The 23,333-nt window shown below is 35.5% G+C and carries 11 protein-coding genes, 2 tRNA genes and 1 pseudogene; 8 read left to right on the forward strand and 6 right to left on the reverse strand.

The features are described from left to right. Positions 1-87: 87 nt before the first annotated feature. From BUC12_RS03860 to BUC12_RS03875, 4 genes are all read right to left on the reverse strand, one after another. Positions 88-160 (reverse strand) — tRNA-Phe (locus BUC12_RS03860). Positions 161-227: 67 nt separating this feature from the next. After that, positions 228-3,203 (reverse strand): glycoside hydrolase family 3 N-terminal domain-containing protein, encoded by a 2,976-nt coding sequence (locus BUC12_RS03865; protein ID WP_062176692.1) that lies wholly within the window; start codon positions 3,201-3,203, stop codon positions 228-230. 2 nt (positions 3,204-3,205) lie between these two features. Then, positions 3,206-4,066, reverse strand: a complete 861-nt coding sequence (locus BUC12_RS03870) for a bifunctional metallophosphatase/5'-nucleotidase (RefSeq protein WP_087880238.1) — start codon at positions 4,064-4,066, stop codon at positions 3,206-3,208. A 53-nt stretch (positions 4,067-4,119) separates the two neighbouring features. Beyond that, the gene (locus tag BUC12_RS03875; protein WP_062176690.1) at positions 4,120-4,869 is read right to left on the reverse strand and encodes a 5'-nucleotidase C-terminal domain-containing protein; all 750 of its coding nucleotides are present in this window, start codon (positions 4,867-4,869) and stop codon (positions 4,120-4,122) included. A gap of 617 nt (positions 4,870-5,486) precedes the next feature. Between BUC12_RS03875 and BUC12_RS03880 the strand changes: the two genes are divergently transcribed. The 8 genes and pseudogenes from BUC12_RS03880 (at position 5,487) to BUC12_RS03920 (ending at position 19,293) form a co-directional block, all read left to right on the forward strand. Then, complete coding sequence (locus BUC12_RS03880; RefSeq protein WP_062176687.1) at positions 5,487-8,327, forward strand: outer membrane beta-barrel protein; 2,841 nt, start codon at positions 5,487-5,489, stop codon at positions 8,325-8,327. Positions 8,328-8,433: 106 nt separating this feature from the next. Continuing rightward, a tRNA-Lys gene (locus BUC12_RS03885) sits at positions 8,434-8,506 on the forward strand. Between the two features lie 380 nt (positions 8,507-8,886). Continuing rightward, positions 8,887-10,089 (forward strand): site-specific integrase, encoded by a 1,203-nt coding sequence (locus BUC12_RS03890; RefSeq protein ID WP_062176683.1) that lies wholly within the window; start codon positions 8,887-8,889, stop codon positions 10,087-10,089. 961 nt (positions 10,090-11,050) lie between these two features. Then, positions 11,051-12,589 (forward strand): annotated as a pseudogene (locus BUC12_RS03900) (ATP-binding protein). A gap of 374 nt (positions 12,590-12,963) precedes the next feature. Further along, positions 12,964-14,160 (forward strand): hypothetical protein, encoded by a 1,197-nt coding sequence (locus BUC12_RS03905; RefSeq protein WP_062176677.1) that lies wholly within the window; start codon positions 12,964-12,966, stop codon positions 14,158-14,160. 9 nt (positions 14,161-14,169) lie between these two features. Beyond that, positions 14,170-14,745: a condensin complex protein MksE gene (locus BUC12_RS03910; RefSeq protein WP_087880237.1), complete on the forward strand. Its 576-nt coding sequence runs from the start codon at positions 14,170-14,172 to the stop codon at positions 14,743-14,745. Beyond that, entirely contained in the window at positions 14,729-18,430 is a 3,702-nt protein-coding gene (locus BUC12_RS03915) for an ATP-binding protein (RefSeq protein ID WP_062176674.1), read from the forward strand. The genes BUC12_RS03910 and BUC12_RS03915 overlap by 17 nt, the downstream gene beginning before the upstream one ends. Before the next feature lie 2 nt (positions 18,431-18,432). Continuing rightward, the gene (locus BUC12_RS03920) at positions 18,433-19,293 is read left to right on the forward strand and encodes a DUF7281 domain-containing protein (RefSeq protein ID WP_062176671.1); all 861 of its coding nucleotides are present in this window, start codon (positions 18,433-18,435) and stop codon (positions 19,291-19,293) included. A 64-nt stretch (positions 19,294-19,357) separates the two neighbouring features. On the opposite strand, the gene BUC12_RS03925 is transcribed toward BUC12_RS03920, so the two are convergent. Next, positions 19,358-21,166: a UvrD-helicase domain-containing protein gene (locus BUC12_RS03925; RefSeq protein WP_062176667.1), complete on the reverse strand. Its 1,809-nt coding sequence runs from the start codon at positions 21,164-21,166 to the stop codon at positions 19,358-19,360. A 4-nt stretch (positions 21,167-21,170) separates the two neighbouring features. Beyond that, positions 21,171-23,312: an ATP-dependent nuclease gene (locus BUC12_RS03930; RefSeq protein WP_062176665.1), complete on the reverse strand. Its 2,142-nt coding sequence runs from the start codon at positions 23,310-23,312 to the stop codon at positions 21,171-21,173. Positions 23,313-23,333 lie beyond the last annotated feature (21 nt).

The following is a 23,333-nucleotide window of genomic DNA, read 5'->3' on the forward strand; positions in this document are numbered from 1 at the left end:
CTATTACGCAAAACATTGACAAACATCAAAAAAGCGGTGAAATTCATTAAATTTCACCGCTTTATCTTATTTTGCTTTCTCTAAAAGTGGTGCCACCAGGAATCGAACCGGGGACACAAGGATTTTCAGTCCTTTGCTCTACCAACTGAGCTATGGCACCATTATTGTGATTGCGAGTGCAAAGGTAGGACAAAATTTTACATATGCAACACCTTTTATAAAAAAATTCACTTTATCGCACTATAAATTATCTCCTGAATACGCGGACGGATATTGAGTTTCATCAGTTCTTTATGAGTCCTTGACGGGTTTACCCTGTTAGACAGAAAGATATAAATTAAGTCATTATCCGGATCAATCCAGAAGCATGTTCCGGTGAAACCCGTATGTCCATATACACTTGCCGGAGCAGATGGCGAAGTAGGGCTCGACTTCGAACTTTGCATATCAGGCTTATCAAATCCTAACCCTCTCCTACTATTCGGGCTCTTTGTCATAGTGAACAGCCTGACCGTTTCCTTACTAAGGTAACGTTCATCGCCATAAGTACCTCCATCCAACCACATCTGAAATAGCTTTGCTAAATCGTTGGCATTGGAGAACAAACCTGCATTACCCGATATACCTCCTAAAAAAGCAGCACCTTCGTCGTGCACATATCCTTGCAACAACTGCTTACGGAGAAAATCGTCTTGCTCTGTCGGGGCTATTACACTTTTATCAAACTTCGTTAACGGATTGTAAGTAGTTGTAGTCGCCCCTAGCTTCCGGTAAAAATTGTCCTGCAAAAAAGTATTCAAATCGGTCTTCGAAACCTTTTCCGTTACTTCCTTCAGTAACATAAAATTGAGACAACTATACAGATAAGACTTCTTAGCCCGTAATTTACTATCGGCTATACGTTGTACAATAGTATCGTTATATACATCGTTTATATACAAATTATCGGCAATCTGCCTTGTAAATCCCGGTTTAGAAGTTGTCGAAATCAAATCCGGCTTGTATTTAAAATCGTTTCTCGCCCATGCTCCATTATCAATCAGTGCCGGATAACCATCTATCTGACGATAACTTATCAACCGCCCCGAATAACTATCCTGATCTATCGCCGGAAGATAGTACTGAATAAAAGACGGCAGCCCTGTCTCATGGAACAGAGCCTGACGAATAGTAATATTACTTTTATCGGTATTTTGTAATTGCTTAACATAAGTGCTGAGAGGGGTCTGCAAAGTTATTTTCTTATCGTCATACAACTTCATTATCGCAGGGATGGTGGCCGAAGCTTTAGTCATAGAGGCAAGGTCATAGATATCGCTTTCGGTTACCGGACGTTTGTTATCGTACTGAAAAGAACCGAATGCCCGGTTATAAATAACGACACCATCTTTAGCTACTAAAATCTCACATCCCGGGAAAGCCTGTGCTGCGATTCCTTCTTTCACAATATCTTCGATTTTATCCAGTTTTGATGAGCGGACACCGACTTCTTCGGGTAGATTGTAAGCCAACCTTATTTTCGAGGTCTTAATCCCCGTTCCGGCATCATAAAGCCCTGCTACCGTAACCGGAAGCTTTCCGCGTACTGCATTCCCTCCAAAAAGAGCCTGAGCGGCATATTCCTGCCCGAACGGAGTATTTTCGTAAGCCATCAGTACTCCTGAAGCTTTTTTTATCGATTGGGTATATTTTGACATCAGATAAGGCGAAACCAGAAAAGTAACCACACTCTCTTTACCCTCGATCAGACTATCAACAGCCGAATTACTGAAAGCGCCGGTAGTATGAATTGAAACAATCACAGTATTAAAACCGCTCAATTGCGATTTAATTTTAGCTACATCAGCCGCACTGGTTGCCGAAAAGCAAGTTACATCACCGTATTGTTTTAACGTATTCAGAAAAGAGTTATTAGCAGGAGCACCTAAAGAAACCGCCGCTATTTTACGCTTCTCCAAATTCTTGAAAGGAATTACCTTATCTTCATTCTTCAATAAAGTCATAGCCTTTTCGTTCAGCTTACGGGCAAGCCATTCGGAATAAGAAGTATTCAGCCGGCTTTCTAAAGTAAGCACATCAATCGGGCTATAATTATTCAAGCCTAATAAGTACTTATATTGAAGCACCTTCTTACAACGCTCCTCGACCAAGTCTCCGGATAATGATCCCGACTCAAAAGCAGCCTTTAGTGCATTAAATTCCTTTTCGGGATAAATCGGCCCCAACAACAAGTCGTTTCCGGCCTGCAATGCCCTAAGGCTCATATCCGTCTCTTTTGCGACACCCTGCATTGCCAATCCGTCGGTAAAGATCAAACCGGTAAAGCCCATTTCATTTTTTAACAAATCGGTTATTACAGGCTTCGACAAAGAACTGGGAGCACCCGATGCATCTAATGCAGGGACATTTAGGTGGGCAATCATAACACTCGCCAAACCTTCTTTAATATACTTTTTGAATGGTAGCAATTCTATATCATCCAACCGGTCTTTATTATGTGTAATCAGTGGTAAAGTTTTATGAGAATCGGCAGAAGTATCGCCATGTCCGGGAAAATGCTTGGCTACGGGCAAAACCCCACCGTCTTCCACACCTTTTGCATAAACGATCCCCCACTCTGCCACTTTATCGGGGTCTTCGCCAAAAGACCTCATCCCGATTACCGGATTATCAGGGTTACTATTTACATCGACATCGGGTGCAAAATTGACCTGAATACCTGCCAGTTTACTCTGCCTGGCCATTTCCAGTCCGTACCGATAAATCAACGTATCTTCACGAACCGCCCCCAGCATCATATTTTTTGGGAAACGCGTTGTATTAGACAGGCGCATCGACAACCCCCACTCTGCATCGGCTGTAACCATCAGGGGTATTTTAGCGTTCGACTGAGCCAGATTGGTCAACTCTGCCTGATTGGTAGGAGTCCCTTTCGAAAAAAGAATTCCTCCGGCATAAATATTTTTAACAAGGTTAGTTATCCGCTTTCTGTTAGCATCTGTATTATCGCCGGGAACATGGATAATTATCAGTTGCCCGATCCGTTCATCAGGGGTCATCTGGTTATATACAGAATCGACCCACTGCTGCATCCTGTACTTGTCAGCCTGCTTCATCAAAGTAGGCTCAATCTTATTTTTTGAAAAAACTGATATTGTAACTAATAATAAAAATGTAATATTGAGTGTTAGCTTTTTGAACATATTTATTTTCTGACTTTATCTAATTCCACTTCAAATTTGTTGATGTATGAGCCATTTTTTCCGGTCTGGAAAATAACAACTTCTTTACCATCCAGATTTTTACGCACATCGGGTTGTTCCATATAGGTATGGGAATGACCTCCAATAATAACATCGATATTCTTCGATTGTTCGGCCAGAATAATATCGTCGGAATAACCTATATGTGAAAGACATATAATAATGTCACACTTTTCTTTCTCTTTCAGAATCTTTGCATAGAAGTTGGTTGTACTTACTGCAGGTTTGAATATCATCCCTTCGTACCTGTTCTTCTGGATAAGCCCTTCGGGGTCGACCCCTACACCAACTACCCCGATCTTTAACCCAAACTTCTTCAGCACAATATAAGGTTTTATCATCCCTTTGAGAGCTGTATTCGAAAAATCGTAATTACAGTTAACAACCGGATAATCCAGCCGTTTTATTATCATCTTTAAGGTATCCAAACCGTAATCAAACTCGTGATTTCCCAGTGTTCCGGCATCATATTTTATCAAATTCATTGCATCCGACTCTGTACGTCCGTGGAACAGATTGAAATAAGGTGTTCCCTGTACAAAATCTCCGGCATCAAATAACAAAACATTCTGGTTCTGAGCACGCACCTGATCGATAAATGTAGCGCGGGCAACTACCCCACCCATCCCTGCATAACTCTTATCACTCGCAGGCAGTGGTTCTATACGGCTATGAGTATCGTTTGTACCTATAATAACCAGCTTCTTCTGGGCATTCAAAACAATCGAAGTGCTTATCACCATCAATATCAGCACCAAATATCTGGAGGTTTTCAACCTGTTTATTTTATTAGTAAACATCATGTCTATAATTTAGTCTTATTACTTTCAATAACGAATTCTTCTTAAAGCGCATATCACTTTTCAACGGTGATGCGCCCATCCAGAACAGATGTAATCTCTTTGCCGGCTGCTGTCTGCTGTTTTACATAATCTATCATAGCATCACGTAGGGTAATGCCGGGTTCAATCGTCTCAGTTGCTTTCTTGAAGGCATCCATTCCGTCATTTCCGTCCGCCAGATAATCGAGGGTTACGATTGTGTATATCTTGTCGGGATCAACCGGTTTGCCTTTTACGGTAGCACTGATGAGTTTTCCGTCTTTGATAACGAGCCGTGCCGAAGATGAAATCCCCGCACCTCCTATTTTAGCATATGATTCGAATGCCTCCGTTAGATCACTGCCTTTAAGTTTAATCAATACCAAGGTATTCTCAAATGAATATATCTCGAACATATTACCTACCGTAATATTTCCTTTTCCCAGATTAGCTCTGTGTCCATGTACATTCACAGACGCAAGGTCGCAGTTGCCGTTCGTATACTTCTCACCATAAGCTTCCATCACATCCGATGTCAGGTTCGTCAGCAGACTTTCGGGACGGTCATAGGTCATATCCTGAGTCGAAACCCCTATTACCTGCCCCATCTCCTGATCCAGCATACCTTTATATTTATTTACAACCTTCTCCATTTCAGGAGCATTTGAATAATTAGCAGCAATCAGGGGATAACGCTGCGCCTGAATATCGGTAACAGCATAGCGTTGCTGCGAACAAGAAAAGCATAGAGCCAAAAGCAATGCACTTCCTATTATTTTTTTCATAAAATTTTGTTTTTAAGGTACTAAAACCTTGTATTTATTTCCCGGGATAAATTAAAATGTAAAATTAGCCATAGACGACTAAGATATTTATGTGAAAATATTACGATTTCAATACAATATACGCATAAATACCTGCAAAGTGTCAAAATTAAATATAAAAACATCAGCAAAAGCCATTATCGGTTTAATAAAACGTAAAATCCACACAGAATTAACTTCCTGCATAAACAGCTTTTTCTTATTTTTTTATCTATCAGTAAAATGGATACAGAAGAGGCAGGTTGTTCAAATATCAGAACATCAGATAAGTCTATAATTTTATTTATCGTTAATATCTTTTCGGAAAAAGTGAAAATAAAAAATCAAAAAAAGGTGTCACTTTTGTCACCTTTGTCACCTTTTAGATTCTTATCAACTGAGAACAAACCAGATAGCGAGTAAGCAAAGTATACAAAAAGTGACACACATGTATAGTTTTTGTCACCTAAATGTTCACTTCTGTCACCTTAAATGTAAGATATGGTGTTAAAAAATGAAAAATTCGAACATAATATTAAACCTTTTTGGTTTATATAAGTCTTTATATCTTAAAAGAAGAACTCTAGATAAATAATCTAATGGGAAAAGTAATATTTACTGTAATTGTTTTACTGTTTGCCGGTATTACAATAAATGCACAATCCAACTTGAGAATAAGCGGAACCGTGTATGATAAATCAGACAAAGAGGCTATCGGGCAAGCCGGAATCAGGGTACTGAACGCAAAAGACAGTACTTATGTATCAGGAACATCAACTCTTGATAACGGACAGTTTTCAATTTCGGTAAAACCGGGTCAATACATCGTCGGTATTTCTTTTCTCGGATATAAGCAAACTTTCATAAATGCCGATGTCAGAAAGAAATCCGCTGCTCTCGGCGACATCATGCTCAGCGATGATGGCATATTGCTCGGCGAAGCCGTAGTAACAGCCAAAGCTGCCGAAATAGCAGTAAAGGGCGATACTGTCGAATACAACGCAGATTCATACAAAGTGCAACAAAGTGCCGTTGTAGAAGATTTGCTAAAGAAGATGCCCGGAGCTGAAGTAGATTCGGAAGGAAAGATCACAATCAACGGGAAAGAAATCACCAAAATACTGGTAGACGGTAAAGAGTTCTTCAGTTCCGACCCTAAAATGGCATCCAAGAACCTGCCGGCATCTATGGTAGATAAACTTCAGGTATTGGACCGGAAGTCGGACATGGCTCAGATGACCGGATTCGATGATGGAGAAGAAGAAACTGTTATCAACCTGACTGTAAAGAAAGGGATGAAACAAGGAGTATTCGGTAATGCCAGCGGAGGTTTAGGAAATAAAGACCGCTACGGAGTTAGTGGCATTGTAAATTATATGCTTAACGACAATCAGTTCACTTTCATCGGTGGTTCTAATAATACAAACAACGAGGGCTTCAGTGACAATGCCGGAACTTCGTTCAGGGGAATGCGCTCAGGCGGCCTCAACTTTGGAGGGAACAATGGTATTACCAAATCATCGAACGGAGGTTTTAACTTCGCCATCACGTCTTCTCCAAAACTTAAATGGGGTGGTAATATCCGTTACGGACATGCAGGTAATGATGTAGAAGCATCTTCATATAAAGAAGAATATAATTCGAATGACCCAAAAGGAAACCAGTTTAGCGAATCGAAAAGCTGGGGTAATAATAAGAGTGATAATTTCAGCGCCGACTTGCGTTTCGAATGGACTCCCGACACCCTTACAAAAATAATATTCACACCCAATATACAAATAGGCAGCAATACTTCAAACCAATACAGCGATAAGCTAGTGAGATACGAAGTAGATACATTGAACTGGGGTAGCTCCAGTAACTGGTCTAATGGGGATAGCCGTTCGACATCGGCCAGACTACAAATAAGCCGTCAGCTTGGAAAACCCGGACGGGTATTAAGCTTAAGCCTTACAGGAGGGTTCAATGATCTAAAGAATGATGGTATGACCTGGTCTCAAACTAACTACAAAACAGAAACCGGAGACTCGCTGCAAATAATAGATAGAAAATCGAGACAAGAAAACAACGGATACAATTGGAGGGCATACGTTTCTTATGTTGAACCAATAGGCAGGAATAATTTTATCCAATTGAATTATACATACAGAAAGAACCACTCGGAAGCTGACAAAAAATCTTATAACCTCGATGAATACGAGCAATACACTGTAGTAGATACAACAGCTACACGGAAACTAGAGAACGACTTCGTGAATCAGGAAATAGGATTAAACTTCAAATCGGTACGCCCTAAATACAATTATACGATAGGGGTTGCCGTCCAGCCATCAAGTTCAAAAAGCTGGACTACAACTACCAGCCGGACATCGTATGTATCAAATAATGTAGTCAACTTTGCTCCGGTAGCACAGTTCAACTACCTTTGGAGTAAACGCCATAATCTAAGGTTGGATTATAATGGGTCGACCAATCAACCATCAACAACTCAACTATCCGATGTAAGGGATGAGTCCGACCCTGTTAATATAACTTATGGTAATCCGGATCTAAAACCTTCGTTCTCTAATCGCTTCAGAATCCGTTTCCAAAACTTTAATCCTGAAAAATCGAGTGCATTAATGCTCTTCGGAGGATTTACATTTTCGACCAATGATATTGTACAAAAGACATACAGACTCGAATCCGGAACAAAGGAAACAACGTATGACAATATAAATGGAAACTGGAACGCACAATTGAGACTTATCTACAATACACCTTTGCGTAATAAGAAATTTTCGGTTAATACAATGACCTTTACCCAATACAACAATAACAATGGTTATATTGATGCAACCAAAAACACAGCAAAAACTATCGGTTTCGGCGAAAGTTTAGGTATGAGATTCAGAACCGATATACTTACACAGACATCAGATAACAGTTCTCTGGAATTTATGCTCAGGGGAAATGTAAATTACTCTAACACAACAAACAGCCTTTCCGGACAAGATGATCAAAGAATATTGAGCTATGGAGGTACGTTCAGCACAAATGCTTATCTGCCTTATGGTTTTATGATCGACTCTGATATTACTTATTCGGCTAATAACAGCTCGCAATCGACATATAAACTGAATCAATGGATATGGAACGCAACAGTATCCAAAGACTTTGCTATAAACGTCAAGCAGAAATCATACGGAACAGGAACCCTAAAACTGACGTTCTATGATATCCTGCAACAAAGAGCTAACATCTCTCAATCGACAGATCCAAGAGCGTTTACCCAAACAGTTACAAGCACATTGCCTGCATATTTCATGGCGAGCTTCGTCTATAAGTTCCAGCTATTCAAGGGCGGTGCAAAAATGTCTGATATGGGCAACATGCAACAAGGTCCTGGGCCTGGCGGAAGGGCATCAGGCGGCTTTAGAGGAAGACCTCCGGGCATGTAATTCCGTCATGAAAATACAAGCTGGTTATAATTTTCGCTTACAGCTATTGGATAAGTAAAAAAGATTCGTATCTTTGCACTCGCTTTTCAAGAAAAGCAATACCGGAGATTCCGTAGCTCAGTCGGTAGAGCACATCACTTTTAATGATGGGGTCCTGGGTTCGAGCCCCAGCGGGATCACTGAAAAGATAAAGCCCTATAAATCAATGGTTTATAGGGCTTGTTTTTTAGATCCGAACCTAATCACAAGCGTGAATTTATGCTGTATATCAATCAGTTACAATGAATAGCCCCCTCGTCTAGGTACATTTAGCCAAAAGATTAGTTCCTAAATCGTTCCTATAAAACGAAGCCCATTTTCAGGAACTATTTTTGAGTTTACAGCCTATATATCAAACATATATGCTTATATATATCGTTCTAATATAAAGTCTAAATATTAGAAAATCGTATTATTCTTAGGTTACAAATAGGTAAAACATGAAGGATCGTTCTATTTTTATTTAGAGTATTATCTTATATCTATTATATTTCTGATTATCACTAAAAATCAGAATATTATGAAAAGTACATTAAGCATTCTCTATTTTATTAGAAAATATCAGGTTAAAAAGAATGGATTCGCATCAATAATGATTCGCATCACTATTGGTGGAGAGAAAGTACAGTTCTATAGTCGGATTGAGATAGAGCCTCTCAAATGGGATCAAAAAGCACAAAAAGTCATGGGCAGATCAGCTGAAGCTAAAGAAGTAAACAATAACCTCGATAAAATTAGAATGCAGCTATATACAGCATATTCCCGATTATTAGGAAATGATGATTATGTACAGCCTTCTAAAATTCGGGATATTTTTTTATCCAACGAAGAGGGATCTACATTGAGATACCAATTTAAAAGGCATAATAAACATTACGAAATGTTAGCTCCAAACACGATTACGCATGCAACTTATACTCGATACGAATTAACATTAAAAAGATTAATAGAATTTATGGAACATCAATATCGAATTTCAGATATTCAGTTGCATAAGATTACACCCGAGTTCATAGATTTGTTCTTCTCTTTTCTTCAAGAAAAATATAAATGTAGCCACAATACTGCGACAAAATTTATTCAAAGGTTTCGTACTATTGTTAGTTATGCTACTGATACAGGCATTATTAAAACAAACCCATTTAACCTCTACCATATTTCTTTTGAAAAAACAACAAGGGTTTATTTAAACCAACAGGAAATAAATGCAATATGGAACAAAAAATTTGCCACACGTAGGCTTGACCAAGTACGTGATATATTTGTTTTTAGCTGCTACACTGGGGTTTCATATATTGATTTATGTAGCTTAACTCGGTCTAATATAGAGCTTGGGTTTGACAATCGTTTATGGATAAAAATTAATCGCCATAAAACGCATCAATCAGCCCACATCCCTTTACTAAAAATACCACTTCAAATTATTAAGAAATATGAACGACAATATAATGATGAAGCAATATTCCCTATAAACAGTAATCAAAAAATGAATGAATATCTCAAAGAAATTGCTAATATTTGTGGAATAAGCAAGAAAATCTCTTTCCATGTAGCTAGGCATTCATTCTCGACAACAGTTACATTGGGAAATGGCATTTCGATTGAAACCATTTCTAAAATGCTTGGACACAGCAATATGAAGACAACTCAAATTTATGCTAAAGTCACTGATCTTAAGATTAGTCAAGAAATGGAAAAGTTGTTAGATAAGGATTTTAAGTAAGCTGTAGGCTATTTCATGAATGTTAACATTCTTTATTTTCTAGTTTCAGATAATATCATAGCTACAGTTTATATTTGAATTTATGTTATTAACTTCTCTCCTGAAATTTACAACATACCACATCTTTTGGGATTAGTGGTTTTAGAATATCTTGAAAAATAGTAGTCTACAGTAATAACTAAAATATATTTTAAATATATCTCAATGGATTTGATTGCATGTAATTAATTAATGAAGCTAATTGTATTTTAATGTGCTTTAGGGATCGCATCAAAAGCTTAGAGTATTTTCGCTCTCAACAGATCAAATATAAATAGCCAATATCTAAATATACACATTATAAAACCTGTATATAAATAGTTGAATAGGACGATGCTATTTATAGAGAAAGAATGTCGGGTTATAAACACTATTTGAAAGATAAAATACCGACGAGCTCCCAAACCATAGTGTCTTTGGAAGAAATATTCTCAAATTATCCTTTTTCGGAATATCGCTCTTTTTTAGTAAATATATCACACATGGATTCAATGTCAGGAGGAGATTTACTTCCTTGGGAAACAGAACTTCTTATATCGAAAAAAGATGGGAGAAATTATTTGATACGGTTGTGTATAAGATTTTCATAAGTAAGTGATTTATATACACTATTCTTTACTCATATATCCTGTTAAAATTTTATATTTGTTTTTTATTATATACAATAAAATAAGCCGAATAAAGGAAGCACTACAAGAAAGAAAGATTAAGTAAACTTGACTTTCTGAGAAGCTAGACGGACGTTTTAGGATTGTAAGCAACTATGAATCGGATTCAACCTCTATTTCTAAGCTTTATATCAGATTGTGAATACACGGTAAATGAATGAGACCGATTTGCTCGTTGATAATAAAGACGAAAGCCTGAAAAACAGAAGCTGAATGATGACACTTTTAACAACATAGAATAGGTTAAATTAAATATGAAACTTGTAAAACTAAAAATTAAGAACTTCAGACGTTATAAAGAGGAAGTCACTATAAATATTGAAGACTTGACTGCATTTGTTGGGAAAAATGATATTGGTAAATCAACGATACTTGAAGCATTAGATATTTTTTTTAATGATGGGAAGGGCGTCGTGAAGCTTGATAAAGATGATATTAATAAAGCCGCTTTAGCAGAAGGAGATAAAGATATCTATATTACTGCCATTTTTTCAGAATTACCAGCAAATATTATTATAGATTCTTCGAATGAAACATCTTTTAATGTTGAATATTTGTTGAATTCCGAGGGCTGTTTAGAAATAATCAAAAAATATTCTAATGCGGGTTCAGCTAAAGTATTTATTAGAGCTAATCATCCGACTAATCCTAATTGTGCAGATCTTCTTCTAAAAAAGCAAACTGATTACAGAAAAATAATTCAGACAAATAGTATTGAATGTGAGAATCAAACCTTAAATGCGTCAATGAGATGTGCTATATGGAATCATTTTAGAGATGACTTGCTACTTCAGGAGATTGAAATTGATACATCAAAAGAAGATGCTAAAAATATTTAGGAAAAGATACAGTTATATTTACCAATATATTCACTTTTTCAATCTGATAGGAAGAATAGTGATGGGGATAGTGAAGTACAGGATCCATTGAAAGAAGCCGTGAAACAGATTATAGCTGATTCTGAAATACAATCATTATTGGAAACAGTTTCACAGAGAGTTTTTGAACAATTAATAGATGTTTCAAATGGGACATTAGAAAGATTGCGAGAAATGAATCCTGAAATTGCATCAACACTTAGCCCTATGATTCCTCACTCAAGTGCTCTGAATTGGAGTGATATTTTTAAAAAAGTGTCTATTTGTGGAGATGAAGATATTCCTATAAATAAAAGAGGCAGTGGTGTTAAGCGATTAATATTATTGAACTTCTTTAGAGCGGAAGCAGAAAGAAAACAACGAAATGGAACTTCTCAATCAGTTATATATGCTATAGAAGAGCCAGAAACATCACAACATACCGAACATCAAAAATTATTAATAAAATCACTTAAGGAGTTATCCAGAATCCCTAATATACAAGTTATATTAACAACACACAGTTCTGTTGTTGTAAAAGGGCTTGATTTCTGTAATTTGCGCCTTATTTCTCAAAATGAAGAGAATAACAGATGCGTTCAATCAGTAATTCCTAATCAACTACCATATCCATCTTTGAATGAAATAAACTATATCGCTTTCAGAGATTTAACAGAAGAATATCATAATGAACTGTATGGATATATAGAAATAGAAGAATTATTGTCAGACTATAAAGCCGGGAAAGCCACAATTACTTATAATAAAATACAAAGAGGAGGAGGAATTCAACCCATACAGGTTATTTTAACAGAATACATAAGGCATCAAATCCATCACCCTGAAAACACTAATAACAATAGATATACATTTGATCAGTTAGAAGAGTCTGTAAATTTGATGCGAGATTTCATTCTTAACCAAAGAAACAATTAATATTAAAGCATAATATGTATAATAGATAAAATTATAAACTCATGCACTTCAAACAAATTATTTCTCAAAATGAAGACAGACCCTTGGAATTCAAAGAAGTTATTCAGGGGAATGCCGATCTAATAAATACAATTATTATTGTCTTTGCAAATGATGTTGGAGGAGAATTGTATATATATTAATGTGCTGGAATAATCTGAGGGATATTATTGGATTTCCTGAGGAAGAACTTATGAAAATAGAAGAACAAATAAGCAATACCATATTCTCCCATTGTTATCCTGTCCGACTTTAAAAGCAGAAACTTCAGATAACTAAATGGGGAATTATATTCTTGGAATTATAAAAAAATAATTTCATAATTTTACGATCAGATGAACGCCTTTTCTAATATAAAAGAACTACTTAGTGTGTTAGCTCGGGAACGCACGTTATTAACTGAGATGTTCGAGAAACGGAAGACATTCTCTTATAAATACGATTATGCTTTAGAGTTAGTTGAATATGACGATAGCCGTATTCGTTTTCTTATCGACTATTCAGTCATTAGAGAAAATGGCAATTTCTTGGAGATTGACGACCAGTTCATACAGTTTTTCGAACAAATACTCGAAGTGAACGAAGAAATCAACACCTCACTGATAGACTCCAACATTCAACACCTAAAAGACAATATCAATTATTATTTCAAAGAAAATAATGAGCATCGCAAGTACAGCTATCTACGAACAATAAAAAGTTCATTAAGAAAGATGGGGATTCTTACGCTGAGAAATGTGGTCGATCTAAAACGAAATATCGACAATACATTCAAAAATGAACCTAACTACAAAATTAAGAAGGCCAAACTTGAATCACTCGATAAAAAACGGGATAATCTTTCGCTGTTTATCCAATCGATCGAGAAACTAATAAACGAAGAAGACGAACAAACCTTTTTCAAAACAGCATTAGATGATGAACTACTGCATATTATCCATCATCTTAAAATACAACTAAATGAGTGTAACCATAATATAATTTCAGTACAGCAACAGATTCTTGAATATTTGAATCAAGTTCAATATCAAAGCCGGATTGTAGAGAAGGTGCGTCAATTAAAATATCTGAAAGACCAATTTACCATACGCAATGATACAGATATGGAGCGTGTATTAGCTGCAAATAAGAATCTTATTTTTGAAAAGAGAAAGTTTTATCCATTAAAGTTATCCCTGGACTATCTTGGTAACGATGAAGTTCTCGAGTCCATTCGCAAGGCCAATGCGAAACAACACTCTAAAGTGAAGCAAAAAGTGTCTTTGGCTCCGGCTTTGCCATCCGATCTATTGAAGGAAGAGACAGAAATAGAAATACAAATTAACCTTGAAGAAGTAAAGAATAGTTTTATCGCTTCCGGAAATAATCTTTTCAATTTTGTTATACGATACCCATATGAGAAAGAACTTTCATTCGATGAGCAAGTTACTGTTTTCTGCCAACTGATTTCTCTATACGAAGAAGAATTTGAATTTACAAATGACTTCAGTATAATGAACGAGATTGAATATGCTATTGTGTATCCTAAATGAATTAATGCTATGAATATACCCAAACAAACAGCACAACTATTCGAGATACTGAGTAAAGGACAATTTATCAACTCCAATAGTTCGGACGATCAGGAAAGAAAATTATATAATGTACTTGATAAGGAAGAGTTTTATGATATCTTGTACGACTATTTCCGGCAAATCAATTTTATTTTGGAAAAGGGTGATGGGTATTATTATCTTTCTCGGGTGGAACCTAAAGCAGACTTGGAACGTAAAATAGAGCAGGCGTTTAAATGGATTGATATTCTCGATTTTTTCAAAACATTTGATAACGCTTTTGGATCAGGGTTTCGATTTTCCCCATCGGATATTCTAGTACAATTAAACCTCAATGCTGAGCTAAAGACGAAAATAGAGTCCTTAAAAAAATATACTCCGAATAAAATGAAGCATGCAGAGATACTGGCTAAGATAATTAACGATATGAGAGGTGACCGCTTTGTTGAAATGGAAAATGAAATTTCTGAGCAATACAAAGTATTATCTTCTTTCAAGTATCTGGAGGATTTAGTTTTAACTATTCACATAACAGACGAGGCAAAAAATGAGATCCCTGAATAAAGTAATATTTATCGAGAGTGCAAATATTCGCTACTCTGAAGTGAGACTTGATGGTAATGTGCACCTAATAGGGACTCAAGGTGTGGGAAAAAGCACCCTCTTGCGAGCATTACTCTTTTTTTACAATGCTAATCAGCAGAAGCTTGGAATACCGATAGAGAAAAAGCGTTTTGTAGAATTTTATTTTCCTTATCAGAATTCCTTTATCATCTATGAACTGACACATGAGAACGGTTCTTTTTCTGTTCTTGCATATAAGTCGCAAGGACGCGTAGTATTTCGTTTCTTCAATTCCGAATATAAACAACAGCATTTTATTCATGAATCAGATGGTCACATTGCAGAATCGTGGGATGTGGTACGCGACAATCTGAGTCGGGATAGAGTAAAATACACCCGATTAATTGATCGATATGAAGAATACCGGAATATTATTTACGGGAACAACAAAGGACTAGGAGCCGAATTCCGCAAATATGCTTTACTGGAAAGCAAACAATATCAAAACATTCCGCGAGCCATACAACATGTATTCCTGAATTACAAGGTAGAAAGCGATTTTATTAAAGATACAATCATCAAGTCACTCAATGAAGAGGAAATTCCTATTGACTTGTCCACCTATACACTTCATCTTAAAGATTTTGAAACGCAACATAATGACATTCAGATATGGACAGAAAAGTCATCAAGAGGAAAAAATCAGATTCGGAAACTTGCGGACAACATTGTGGAGGCGTATTCAACCATTCGTTTTATTGAGCAAGACTTTAACCGCCTATCGACAGAATTAATGTGCAGACTCAAGGAAAACGAACAACAGCAAATAAAGCTTAATGCCAGTCTCGCAAAAGAAAAAGAAAAGGAAGGTGCTATTATTGAAAAGCAAAAAAGAAGACTGGAACTATATGAAGAACGTAAAAGTAAATTGTCCGAAGAAAAAGGTGTTTTTGTCAACAAATTAAAGGAAGCGAGGATTAAAAGGGAGGAATATGAACGTATCAACATCAAAAATATCTTGTATCGTGCAGTTAAAAAGGATGAGCTACTTCAGGAACAACAAAACCTCCTGAACCAGAAAATATTACTGGAGACAAATTTTAACGATATAAAACAACGGTATGAAATCCAAATTGAACAACAAAAAAACCTCTTAGAAGCTTACAAAAACACGCAACAGGAAAAGTCCCAGCAATTGGATAAGAATCATTGGGAATATAAAGAGATGCTATATATTGAGTATGAGGAGATATTTTCGACTATACGAAAACAGTTTGAAGAAAAAATACAACAAACCAATCAACAGATCGAAAGTAAGAAAGATGAACTATCCAAACTCAAGAACAGGTTTTTCGAAGCCAAGCATTTGATTTATAATGAACATGAGATAAATAGCTGTAAGGAAAAAATAGACATTGCTGACAAGCAGATACAACAATTCACGAATGATACTGTACGAATTGAAAACGAAAATTCCACTCTGAAAACCCAGTGGGAACTGAAAGAGCAAAGCGCTCAGGCAGAAGTCTCCAGAAAAAAAGAGGATAATCAAGGACATATCCAGCAATTGTCAGAGAAAATATCACTTGTTCGTTCCCGAATAGAAAACAACAAGGATTCGCTATACGGCTGGCTGAATAGGGAATATCCTGGCTGGGAGAACTCTATCGGCAAAGTGATCGATGAGGATAATGTACTGTTTAACTCTGCACTATCGCCTCAAAAAACAGACTTTGCTCCTGGTAATTTTTATGGTATCCAAATCAACCTCGATGAAATAAAGAAAGACGTGAAAACGGTAGCTGATTATGAAAATGAAATCACCTCATTCGAAGAAAAAATAGAAGCGATAAAAGTTCAAAATCATGAAGAGGATAAGAATTTAGCCGAACAGATGGAAGTCTTGAAGAGAAAATATCTTCCTCGTATTAAGAAGAATAAAGAGGAGATTGACAAACACAAATACAATATAGAGCAACTGAAGAGAGTTACAGAAAAGGAAAAAGTTGAGCTCGGCAATTGGCAACGACAAGCCGCAGCAGACAAAAAAGCCCGGATAGAAGAAGTTAATCATTTAATTGACAAGGTAACAGCCGATAAAATTGTGATCGAGAATGAACTTGTATCAATAAAAAATCAGATTGAGAAGAAAATCAAAGGGAAGCAAAAAGAGAAAGAAACCAAAATAGAGCAGAAATACCAATTAATCGAAACGGATAAAGAGAAGATTAGGAAGTCTATTGACGAGCGAAAGCTAAAGGTGGAGGATGAAATTAACTCCATAAAAGCTTTGCAAACCCAAGAATTGGAAGCGAAGGGAGCTGACACGAAAAAAATAACATTTTTAGACGAGCAGTTGTCAGCCATAGAGACAGAATTAAAGTTTATTAATGAAAATACCGAACTGGCTTTTAACTACAAGAGAGATGAGAAAGAACTCTTTAGTAAGGTTGGCTTTTTCAAAACACAACGGGATTCGCTTGAAGAGAAACTCAAAGACGAGGATGTCAAGAATGAAGTTCAACAGAAAAAACTGGTAGAAGAACGAAAAGATATCATTTCCAGGATAGAGCAGAAGAAAAAAAGTTTGAGCGACATTGAGTCTGATAATAAAAAGTTTGAGGAGTTTCAAACAACAAAGGCTTATACAGATCATTCCGAATTGTTCTACGAGAGGAATGAGAAGCCTGACACTGATAAGAACGGCATTAAAACCATTGATGAGTTCACTTCGAAGTATTATGAACGTATCAGCGAGTTCAACACCTTGCGTGAATGTATTAATAAATTCAATGGTAATTTCAGTGAAAACAATATCTTCAAATTTAGAGTAAAACTGATTGAAGAAGCTGAATACCTCCAATTTGCAGAAGATCTCCGGGAATTTATTGATGAAGACAAGATAAGTGAATATGAAAGGCGGGTAAACGAACTCTTTGCCAATATCATAAAGCAGGTGGGTAGTGAAACCGAACAATTGCTATCGAAAGAAAATGCTATCCGCAAAGTCATAAATGAGGTAAATAGTGATTTTGTAAAGCGGAATAATTTTGCCGGTGTCATTAAAAGTATCGAACTGAGAATGATACCAAGCAGTAATAAGATTGTACAGTTATTGGGCGAAATTAAAACATTTAATGACGAAAATGTTTTCAATTTTGGTGAGATAAATCTTTTTACCTCCGATGAGCAAAATCGCGAAGAGAATAATAAAAAGGCGATTCAATACCTCTCTGTTTTAAACAAATCCATATTAGAATATAAATCCGGTTCAATTTCATTGAGCGATTCATTTGAGCTTGAGTTTAAAGTAATTGAAAATGACAACGACACAGGTTGGGTGGATAAACTGGCGAATGTAGGTTCGGATGGTACGGATGTATTGGTAAAAGCAATGATCAACATAATGTTGCTTAATGTGTTCAAAGAGGGAGCCACAAAGAATCAGTTCAAAGACTTTCGTCTGCATTGCATGATGGATGAGATAGGGAAACTTCACCCCAATAATGTTCGTGGCATTCTGAAATTTGCCAATGACCGTAATATCTTTCTCGTAAATGGTTCGCCACAGTCATTTGATGCATTGGCTTACAAGTACACATACAAGCTGAGCAAGCGACGAGATGTACAAGTAGAAAAGGATATTACTATTATCAATCGTATCGTAACGAACAATCGTGTCTAACTATGGAAAAGCTATCTTTGTCTATTGCTGAAAAATTGCTGCTACTCAGAAATGGGGAGAAAATTCAGGCCAGTCGCCTTCAACAAGCCATTTTCCGGGAACTAATCATTGAGAAAATACTTCATAAAACAGGCAAAAGCCGGGGGCATATTCTACTATTAAATATAGAGCAGTTTGATTTATATTTACAAAATCATTATTCTATCATAAATTTGGATGAATATATTTTGGTATTAAAACAGGAGAGTATTTCGCGTGCAGACTTAATAGGAATTTCAACCGACTCAAAACTGACAAAAAGTAGAAGTTTCAAAGGTTTTCTTGTTAATTGTTATGAACCGATAGAAGTCAGAATTAATCAAAAAAGGACATTCCTACATCCGATGCCTGGTTTGTTTCACTTCGTGTATGACTTTGAGAATTTTGTACCCAATGAGCAACTAACTATTGTAGGAATTGAGAACCCGGAAAGTTTTCGCTATATTGAAAAGCAAAAATACTTGTTCAATGATATAAAACCTCTCTTCATTAGCCGCTATCCCCAAAATCAACATGCAGATATTATTCGTTGGCTTAAATCCATTCCTAACACCTATCTCCATTTTGGAGATTTCGATATCGCAAGTATCAATATTTACATGAACGAATTCAAAAAACATATTCCAGATAGATGCTCTTTTTTTGTTCCTTCAAACATCGCGGAGCTATTGGAACGATATGGCAATGATGAACGATATAATAAGCAGAAATTGCATATCAACGTTACAGACATTTCTGAAGAAATGGTGATTGAATTGATAAAGCTAATCCACCAACATAAAAAAGGATTAGATCAAGAAGTCTTTCAAATCTTAATAAGATAGCCTCAACGAATAATCTATTAAAATATTTATTATCTATATCGAATAGAAGGTTGTCAGATCGAAATTATTTCAATTTGATTTCATCATATTCATATTTGTATTCTAATAAATGAGGTGTTGGAGATTTTCCATCCGGATTATACCTATTGATCCCTCTGCCGTATTCTGAAATAATATGTAAATTCTTTCTAGCCCTAGATGCCAGAACATATAGTAGCTTTTTTGCATTTTCAGATCCATTGTTATCGTTAAAATGAGGTATATAATCATCTAATAATGCAAAACCAATCATTGTATCATATTCTTCTCCTTTTATGCCATGAATAGTAGACACTGTTATTCCATCTTTTTGCTTAAAAACTTTTCTAAAGCTATCAATTTCGCCAATACAAGGATTGCCTTCTTTTATTAGTCTTTCAATCCTAGCTTTTGAACTTTCAAAAAAAGCGGTATAATGTTCGTATAACATATCATAATCATCCATTGATATGGATAGGTGATTACAAATTTCAACAAAGAAGTTTTCTAAATATTTTAATCCGTCGTTTTCATTAATTGAAATTGAATTACAAATTCTTAAAAAGCATTTGTCTGACACTTCTGACACATCCATTCCTATTGAATCTAATTCTTTTAATACCTCTTTACTCCATCTTAAACGTCGAATATACATATACGGAGACGGTTCTGTAAGCGCTATCCTTGATACTTTAAACCAAAAATTATCAATATCTCTTGAGAAAGGAGCCATTCCAGGTCCATCAAAGCTATAATCTGGTAATCGAATCATTAATTGCCTTGTTATACTGGCAATATGCACCCATTGAGGAGCAACAATACATATTTCATTTGGAGAGATACCCTTTTCCGAAACATTAAATAAAATCAAATTTGCAACTTCTTCTATAATATTGTCTACAGAGACCAATGTAGTATAAGTGATGATACTGGGATAGTCTTTATCCCAGCTACAGGCTTCAATTAAATTAGGATAAGTTTTGTAATGCTCAAAGTAATTAATTATTTTTTCAGAAGACCTGTAATTTTTAATCAAACTTAATTCGAGTAACTCAAACCCAAATAATTTCTCTAAATCCACCTTTGGCATAGGAAATCCACCTAATGATTTATAAATTGATTGATTGGGGTCTCCAACAATCAAAGTTTTGGAATTACCAGAATTCGCACTTAATATCTTGGCTATAATGTGATATTGTATTTCTTTTGTGTCTTGATATTCATCTATTAGTATGAATGGAAATAATTTACATAAAACATGAGAGATAATGGGCTTCTGCACCAAAAGCTTATACGAATAAAAAAGTATCTGTTCAAAATCTATTTGATTATTTTTTTTTAGTGTTTTAAAATATTCAGAATATATTTTTTGTAATGGTTGATGTTTGCTGACATCTAAACAAGTTAGGTAGTAATTATCTGTTTTTGCAATAATACCACAATCCCAGTATGTTATTTTGGGTTTGTCATATGGCTTACATAGTTCAGTCAATATTTTTTCCGAATCAAAAGAACTGATAACTCTGAAGCCATATTTCAAATCATCTAAATATTGATGATATGGCTTGAGAATCCATTCAAGACAAAAAGAGTGAATAGTACCAATCCATAATTGTTCTGTATCTACACCCAGTAATTCAACTCTTTCTTTTATCTCATCAGCTGCATTGTTGGTATAGGTAATTGCTATAACAAACTCTTTATCAGATTCAATACGACTTAATTCATAGGCTATTTTATAGGTTAATGTTCGAGTCTTACCACTACCCGGACAAGCGACTAACAAGATGCTTCCTTCTTGTTTGATAGCATCTTCTTGTTCCTTATTTAACGTACCCTTTTCCCAAACAAACATATTACTATAACTTTCTTAAAAGTGTTAATAATTGATCTGATGGAATGATTTTTCCTATATCTAATATTAAGTCAGTTAAAGGTTTTAAGCCTTTTTTATATTCTTTAAGTGTTTCAAGGCAACAAGAGAAATCCAATTTATTATCCTTATCATTTTCAATATTTTTCTTTATTCGGTATTTCACAATGTCAGATATTATTTCTATTGAATATGAGCCTTTTGCAAAAACAATAGCATCAATAATATATTCAGGAATATAAGTCCTATAAAACACATGTTTGCCTAGCATAATAGCGAACCAACCTTTTCCTTCCTGTTTTGCCATAGTCAAAACTCTTTTTCCGAAAAGAGCTGTGTCTTTAGATTCTAATTCATTTTTTGCTAAATCTTGAGTATTTTTATCAGTATATACTTGTTTTATTATTCTAACAACTTCCCAAGCATTGCTATTAAGAACAAAATCGACTTCGAAAGTATATTTTGCATAAAATACTTTCAACCAGTCATTATTCTTTACGAATTCATCTAACTTTACCTTTCTCTCTAATCCGCTTTTTCTTGAGTTTTCAACTCTTTGTTTATATTTAATTACCTTATCGCTGTCTCCATCAATAATGGTAGTATCGCAAATAGCATCATCTAAATCTGTTATAATACTGCATTTTCGCCGTATTCGATCTTCATGGAAAAGCTGTGCAACATTTTCAAATCCAGTACTTCGTATATTGATAAGGCTTATTCCTAATTCATCAAGACTAATTCCATATACTTGTTTTACCATTATTGGAATTAGGATTTCCTCTGCATCTCCTTCTACTAATAAAACCCCTTTAGCAAAAAGTAAATTTGTTCGGACCGCATCTAGATATCGTTGAATTTCATTTATACTTTCGGGAGCTAATCCAACTGAAGGTTGATAAACTTCAGCATAATTTGATTTTTTTGCTAAAATATTGATATTATCTACATTACTAACTTCTGATATTTGAGTTGAATGTGTTGAATAAATTATTTGTGTATCACCATAATCCAACTTATCAAACAGTGCCTTTTGAATATGATTATGGATGTGCGCTTCAGGCTCTTCTATAACTAAGAAATTTGCAAATGTTTCTTTTGATTTTCGGTATTTGAACTCCAATAATTTCAATGTCAGGAAGATCAGATTTGCTCCACCTAAACTTAATTCATGGACACCTCCCTCGTAGTTCTCATCGGGCTCTCCGATAAATAATTTCAAGGATTGTAGTAATTTGTCAGCATCACTCGGAACACTAGATTTAATAGACATTGAGGACGGAGAGTACGTTAATCCAACAGCATCCTGAATGGTTTTCTTTATGTCTTTTCGAATATCTTGCACATCATCAAGCTGTTCAATACTGTTATTTAATTCATCAACCAAATCACTTATTGGTTGATAGTCATCCGCATTTATTTCTCCACTTCTGTTCTTTAAGAGAGTCAATAAAGGATTTGTTCTGTTGTTGTGAAAGTCACTAACAACATCTCGTAAAGCTTGTATAAACGTAAAAGAGACTTCTCTTGACACGGAAAGTTGATGAGGTATTTTTGCTCCAAACTTCGACGCATCAATAGTTTCTGGGAAAATAACATTTTCAAAATCTCCGACGAGTTCTTTATAAACATCCGGGTCATTAAAGTCTGCTATACTTTTCCCTGTAAAAAACGTTTCATAATTTTCTTGAATAGTAATAGTACTCAATATTTCCTCAAGCCCTTCCGTATCACCCTCTTCCAACTCTGACAATTTCTTCCTAATATCAGCTTTAGGTCTGAAAAACAAATTATAAGTAGCCTTCTCAACATAATTCTCTTCTGCGATACCTACGCCATGTATAAATAAGGATTGGATTGCTTCTTCATGGCTTAATTCGCTAAATTCAAGGCTGATAATTATCCAGTGCCCTTTCCAGTTATTACCTAGTCTTCTGTTAAAATCTGATTCTGTCAACTTATACGCATATTGGATTGAGGCATCCTCAAGTAACAACCTAATTGCTCGAAAAAGGTTTGTTTTACCAGAACCATTCTCGCCGATTATTGTGTTAATTCCTTTATTAAGGATGATTTTTGCATTTGTAAAGTTTCTATAATTTACTAAACTTACTTTTGATATATACATAATGTTTCTAGATCTTTTCTT

It is taken from the genome of Indolivaga macrotermitis (genome assembly GCF_900128985.1).
Lineage (GTDB): Bacteria > Bacteroidota > Bacteroidia > Bacteroidales > Dysgonomonadaceae > Dysgonomonas_A > Dysgonomonas_A macrotermitis.